The following is a 5,346-nucleotide window of genomic DNA, read 5'->3' as shown; positions in this document are numbered from 1 at the left end:
GTTTAAAATGAAAGTGAACAATTATATTCAAAAAAAAAACTTTATATATTACATTATTAAAAATTATTAATTAATATAAACATTGAAAAAAAAATATAGGAGAGTTTGAAATGAAAATGCATAAAATCTGTCCAAGATGCGGATCTAAAAATGTTGATTGGATTATCCCTCAAAATTGGTCACAGTGCGTTTGCAAGGACTGTGATTACACCGGACCAATAATTGAAGGAAACGATGAATTAATAGAAGAAATTCATGAAGCATACCTAGAATCTTTAAAAGATAATGAATAAAGGGTTGAACATTATGTTAGGTTTAAACAATAAGCAATATGATGAAAATATTAAAAATATCCCTAGCGATGATTCATACCCCATGGTATCAATATTATTCTCAAAAAATAATGGAATTGGCGTGAATGCATTGTCCCTTACCATTCTTGATTTAATCAATAAAGGTCAAATCAAATGTGATATTGAATTGGATGATTCCTACGAAGTTGGTAAAAAACTAACTCCACAGGATATGGAAGTTATGAAAAGCATGACTCTCAGAATCGCAAACAAAGGAGAGTTGAAGACTTCTGAAACATCCGCCATCCACTTGCTTAAAAACATGAATAAAAATAAAAAATTCAACTTAAAATTCATGGCAAAGCAAAGCAATAACTCTTCCATTGCAAATAAATTCGAAAAAGATTACAATGAATTTGTTAAAGCTCTTAAAAATGAAAATGGATTTAATGATAAAAATTATAAAGACATCTTGCTAAATGCCAAATTAACAGACAAAGGAAAAGAACTTAAGAAAGAATGGAAACATTATAAAGAGTATTTAAAATCAAAAGACTTGACTGAAAAATACCCTCCTGAATCCGTTTTGGAAAATTCAACACAGGTAATATATGGATCCTGCTTTGATATTGAAAAAGACGTGCTGAAAATAAGGGAAAATAACACTCCATTAACAGATTTCATTGATAAAGATGGATATAAATTGTTGAATATAATATTCAATAATACATTATTAAATGTAACTGAAAAACGAAAAGGCGATGGAATATTCTATGGAGTCAACGATAAATATACCATACCTGGTGGAGGATAATTCTCCACTGAATTTTTATTTTTTTTTGAATAATATTTATAATTAAAAATTAACAAAAACCTAATTATGAAAGAACTTGAAAAAATGCAAGCAGGACTTGAATATTGCTATGATGATGAAGAAGTATCCTTAATGAAATTGCATGCTATTGAAAATGCCAACATATTCAATTCCCTTGCAGAAGATGATTTAGACAAGCAACATGAAATATTAAGCGAGATTTTAGGTTCTGTTGGTGAAAAAGTCTGGATTGCTAAAAGATTTTGTTTTGATAATGGGAAAAACATCCACATTGGAAATAATTTTACTGGAAACTTTAATTTAACAATTCTTGATGTTAAAGAAGTTTATATTGGGGATAATGTGATGATTGGTCCAAACACTACTATTACAACAGCCACACACCCACTATCACCTAAAGGCAGACGTGCGCATTTGGCTCAAGGCAAAACCATTAAAATCGGCAATGATGTTTGGTTAGGTGCCAACGTTACAGTTCTTCCAGGAGTTACCATCGGAAATAATGTTGTAATCGGTGCGGGAGCAGTTGTAAATAAAGATATTCCTGATAACTCCCTTGCAGTAGGAGTTCCTGCTCGCGTTATCAAAGAAATAGAAAATGACCTTGAATAACATAAAATCATTATTTATTTAGAGATTAAAAATGAAAATAACCCATAAAAATTTCAATATAATAATCAACCTGTTGATAGTTATTTTAGAGATTATAGGCTTTGTATTAGTCTTTAAAGAATTGGGAATTACATCACTAGAATATTATACCGAAGACAGCAATCTATTGTTATTGCTCTCATCCATAATCATTTTAATCTATATTTCAAAAAATAAGGAATTGCCGTTATGGTTTAAATCCTTCAGATACATTGCAATTGTTTCAACAACATTAACATTAATAATCGTTTTAACAGTACTATCTTGGACAACCGATTTTGGACTATATTACCTATTATTCCATGAATCTATGCTATACCACCACACATTATGTCCTGTTTTAGCAATTCTATCATTTGTTTTTGTTGAAAGATATGATAACCTGCACACGATTCACGGACTTTATTTTACAGTAGTCTATGGAATAATAATGATTATTTTAAATGCTTTAAAAATAGTGGAAGGCCCTTATCCATTCTTATTGGTTCACAATCAGCCCATAATTCATTCAATAATATGGACGGCACTTATTTTTGCTATAACTTATGCAATAGCTTTAATATTAAAAAAAATTAATGGGAAAGTAATTATCTAATTACTTCCACAATCATATCCAAGTTTTCAGATTGTAGGATATCCACTTTTTTACCGGATGCTCCAACAATCTCCTTTTTGATGTTTAACATATCTTCAGGAACTACAATATCCCCAATAGTTAGCTCATGTGATTCATCTAAAACACTTCCAATTTCATCAATTGGAGTAGATTTTAAATAACCTATGATTTTACCAGCATCTCCTTTGAATTTTGGTCCTATTTGAGACATGTCTGGTTCAACTTCAATTATCTTTTCATGAACTTCAGGTTTTCCAGAACTAATTGCTAAATCATTGATTTTTAAAGTTCCTTTAATATCTGCATCGAATTGATTAAATACATCAACCAAATCATCATCTGAAGTGTAGACATTGACTTCAGCAAGTTCAGCATTTAAAGGTATTTTTGCAGATGATTTGAATCTTCTTACTTCATCAATTAATTCAACGGTAGTTTCTCCTTTGTCTTCAATTTCTTCATTGATTAATTCATCATACACTTCCGGCCATAAGGTAGTGTGAATTGATTCATCTGAGAAGTACTGATAAACCTCTTCAGTGAAGAACGGTGCAATTGGAGCAAGCAATTTCAAGGAAGTTTCAACAACTGTTCTTAAAGTGTATTTTGCAGCTCGTCTTGATTCATCGGATACATCTGTGTATAATCTGTATTTTACAGCCTCAATATATTCATCACAGAAATCATGCCAGAAGAATCTTTCTATTGAAGTAATTGTTTCTGCAAAGTTATAATCAGCAAAAGCTTTGTCGACAGTTTTGTTAAGATTATTCAATTTGGATAAAATCCACAAGTCAATTGGACCCAAATCATCTTTAACATCCCCATAAGATATTTCTTCATCAAAGATTTGCATACTAATAAATCTGAATGCATTCCAGAATTTCCTGAGGAATCTGTATCCATGCTTAATATCTTTCCAATCAAATATTACATCAGATCCAGGCACACTGTTGGCAGCCCAGGTCCTTAAAGAGTCAGCACCATATTTTTCAATTACTTCTTCCGGCCCAACAACAAATTCAGGCCTTGATTTACTCATCTTGTTTCCATCTTCACCGAATACCATACCATTGATTACAATATCATCAAACGGCTTTTGACCTGTTAAAGCCAAGCATCTTAAAGTTGTGTAAAATGCCCATGTACGGATAATGTCGTGCCCTTGCGGACGGATGTTTGATGGGAAATGATTTACATAATCTTCATCAGGCCATCCTGCAATTGATAATGGTGAAATTGAGGAATCCATCCAAGTATCCAAGACGTCTACTTCAGGTACGAACTCTTCACAGCCACATTCACATGCATGTTTTGGCTTATCAACAGTAGGATCAATAGGCAAGTCTTCTACATCAGGTAAAATGACTTTTCCACAGTCTTTACAGTACCATACTGGAATCGGGGTTGCAAATATTCTCTGTCTTGAAATACACCAGTCCCATTCCATGGAATCTGCCCAGTTCACCATACGGGATTTCATATGTTCAGGTACCCAATTCATTTCATCAGCTGCAATTTTAGTCTTTTCAATTAAATCTCTTACAGCTACAAACCATTGTTCTTTTAGAAGAATTTCAACAGGAGTTTTACATCTCCAACATTGACCTACATTTTGATCAACTTGTTCCTTTTTTAATAAGTATCCTTCACTGTCTAAATCTTCAATCGTTTGTTTTTTACATGTTTGAAGGTCCATTCCCTCATATCTTCCAGCAGCAGCTGTCAATGTACCTGCATCATCAATAACATCAATAACTTCAAGGTTATATTTTTGAACCCAACTTACATCAGTTTTATCCCCAAATGTACAAATCATTACTGCACCAGTACCGAATTCAGGATCTACCTCTTCATCTGCAATGATTTTTACTTTTTGGTGTGATAAAGGCACTTCAACATATTTTCCTAAAAGGTGAGTGTATCTTTCATCTTCAGGATGAATTACAACTGCTACACATGCAGACATCAATTCTGGTCTGGTTGTTGCGATTAAAATTCCTTCTTCTTTAGGATCAGCTTGCTTACCTGATTCTTGTGAAGATGCAATATCATTATATGAATCTTCAACTGCAGGAGGGAAATTAACATAGTTTAAAAAGGTAGTGTTGTCTGAATATTCAACTTCCGCAAAAGCAATAGCTGTTTGACAACGAGGACACCAATTTACTGGGTGTTTTCCCTGATAAATCAATCCGTCTTCATACATTTTCAAAAATGAATATTGAGTTCTTTTCATGTACTCAGGATTCATTGTAACGAATTCGCGAGTCCAATCCTGTGAATAACCCATTGCCCTCATGTCCGCTTTCATGCTTGCAATGTTTTTTGTGGTTAAGTCAATACAATATTGTCTGAACTGAGTTCTTGAAACATCATTTTTCTTAATCCCATGAGTTTCTTCAACTTTAACCTCTGTAGGAAGACCATGGCAGTCCCATCCCTGTGGGAACAAGACATCAAATCCTTTTTGTCTCCTATATCGTGCATTCATATCAATATAAACCCAATTCAGGACATGTCCTAAGTGAATTGCACCTGTTGGGTATGGTGGGGGAGTATCTATAATATATCTAGGACGAGATCCATCTCCAATGTATTTGTAGATGTTTTCATCTTCCCATTTTTGCTCCCAAACCTTTTCTTTTTTAAAATCATAGTCTTTAGGAATCTCTTGGTTTGACATATATTTTCTCCTAAAATAATTAAGTAAAAATAATATTATTAATTATGTAGTTTATTATTTAAAAACATTTATAATAGTTAAATATATTATATAAAAAAATCATATTATTAATATTATCAAAAATAAGGACTGTGTAAAAAATGAATTTATTATGGTTTTATGTTGCAATCATTTTAGCTTTAAGCGATATATTGCACACCGTTTTAATGTGGAAAGTTTTAAATAACTTTTACATCATTTTAGGTGGCATAATCCAACAATCCAC

The 5,346-nt window shown here is 32.3% G+C and carries 5 protein-coding genes; 4 read left to right on the top strand and 1 reads right to left on the bottom strand.

The annotated features are described in order from the left end of the window. Positions 1-110: 110 nt before the first annotated feature. From UIB65_RS09310 to UIB65_RS09295, 4 genes are all read left to right on the top strand, one after another. Positions 111-293 carry a hypothetical protein gene (locus tag UIB65_RS09310; RefSeq protein ID WP_330041131.1) on the top strand — a complete coding sequence of 61 codons (183 nt, stop codon included), beginning with the start codon at positions 111-113 and terminating at the stop codon, positions 291-293. A 13-nt stretch (positions 294-306) separates the two neighbouring features. Next, positions 307-1,107: a hypothetical protein gene (locus tag UIB65_RS09305; RefSeq protein ID WP_330041130.1), complete on the top strand. Its 801-nt coding sequence runs from the start codon at positions 307-309 to the stop codon at positions 1,105-1,107. Positions 1,108-1,173: 66 nt separating this feature from the next. Next, complete coding sequence (locus UIB65_RS09300; protein ID WP_330041129.1) at positions 1,174-1,740, top strand: sugar O-acetyltransferase; 567 nt, start codon at positions 1,174-1,176, stop codon at positions 1,738-1,740. A 31-nt stretch (positions 1,741-1,771) separates the two neighbouring features. Continuing rightward, entirely contained in the window at positions 1,772-2,374 is a 603-nt protein-coding gene (locus tag UIB65_RS09295) for a hypothetical protein (protein ID WP_330041128.1), read from the top strand. Here the strand turns inward: UIB65_RS09295 and UIB65_RS09290 are convergent. Next, positions 2,367-5,081, bottom strand: coding sequence for a valine--tRNA ligase (locus tag UIB65_RS09290; RefSeq protein WP_330041127.1), 2,715 nt, complete (start codon positions 5,079-5,081; stop codon positions 2,367-2,369). The genes UIB65_RS09295 and UIB65_RS09290 overlap by 8 nt on opposite strands. Between the last annotated feature and the right edge of the window lie 265 nt (positions 5,082-5,346).

The sequence above is a fragment of the Methanobrevibacter sp. genome (genome assembly GCF_036307625.1).
In the GTDB taxonomy this organism is placed as follows: domain Archaea; phylum Methanobacteriota; class Methanobacteria; order Methanobacteriales; family Methanobacteriaceae; genus Methanocatella.
Note: the sequence above shows the minus strand (reverse complement) of the source record. Positions and strands in the feature narration are given on the sequence as shown.

What these genes read in the sequence shown, in the direction of transcription:
- UIB65_RS09290 (WP_330041127.1), bottom strand. Translation starts at nt 5,081, where the DNA reads ATGTCAAACCAAGAGATTCCTAAAGACTATGATTTTAAAAAAGAAAAG.
- UIB65_RS09305 (WP_330041130.1), top strand. Translation starts at nt 307, where the DNA reads ATGTTAGGTTTAAACAATAAGCAATATGATGAAAATATTAAAAATATC.
- UIB65_RS09295 (WP_330041128.1), top strand. Translation starts at nt 1,772, where the DNA reads ATGAAAATAACCCATAAAAATTTCAATATAATAATCAACCTGTTGATA.
- UIB65_RS09310 (WP_330041131.1), top strand. Translation starts at nt 111, where the DNA reads ATGAAAATGCATAAAATCTGTCCAAGATGCGGATCTAAAAATGTTGAT.
- UIB65_RS09300 (WP_330041129.1), top strand. Translation starts at nt 1,174, where the DNA reads ATGAAAGAACTTGAAAAAATGCAAGCAGGACTTGAATATTGCTATGAT.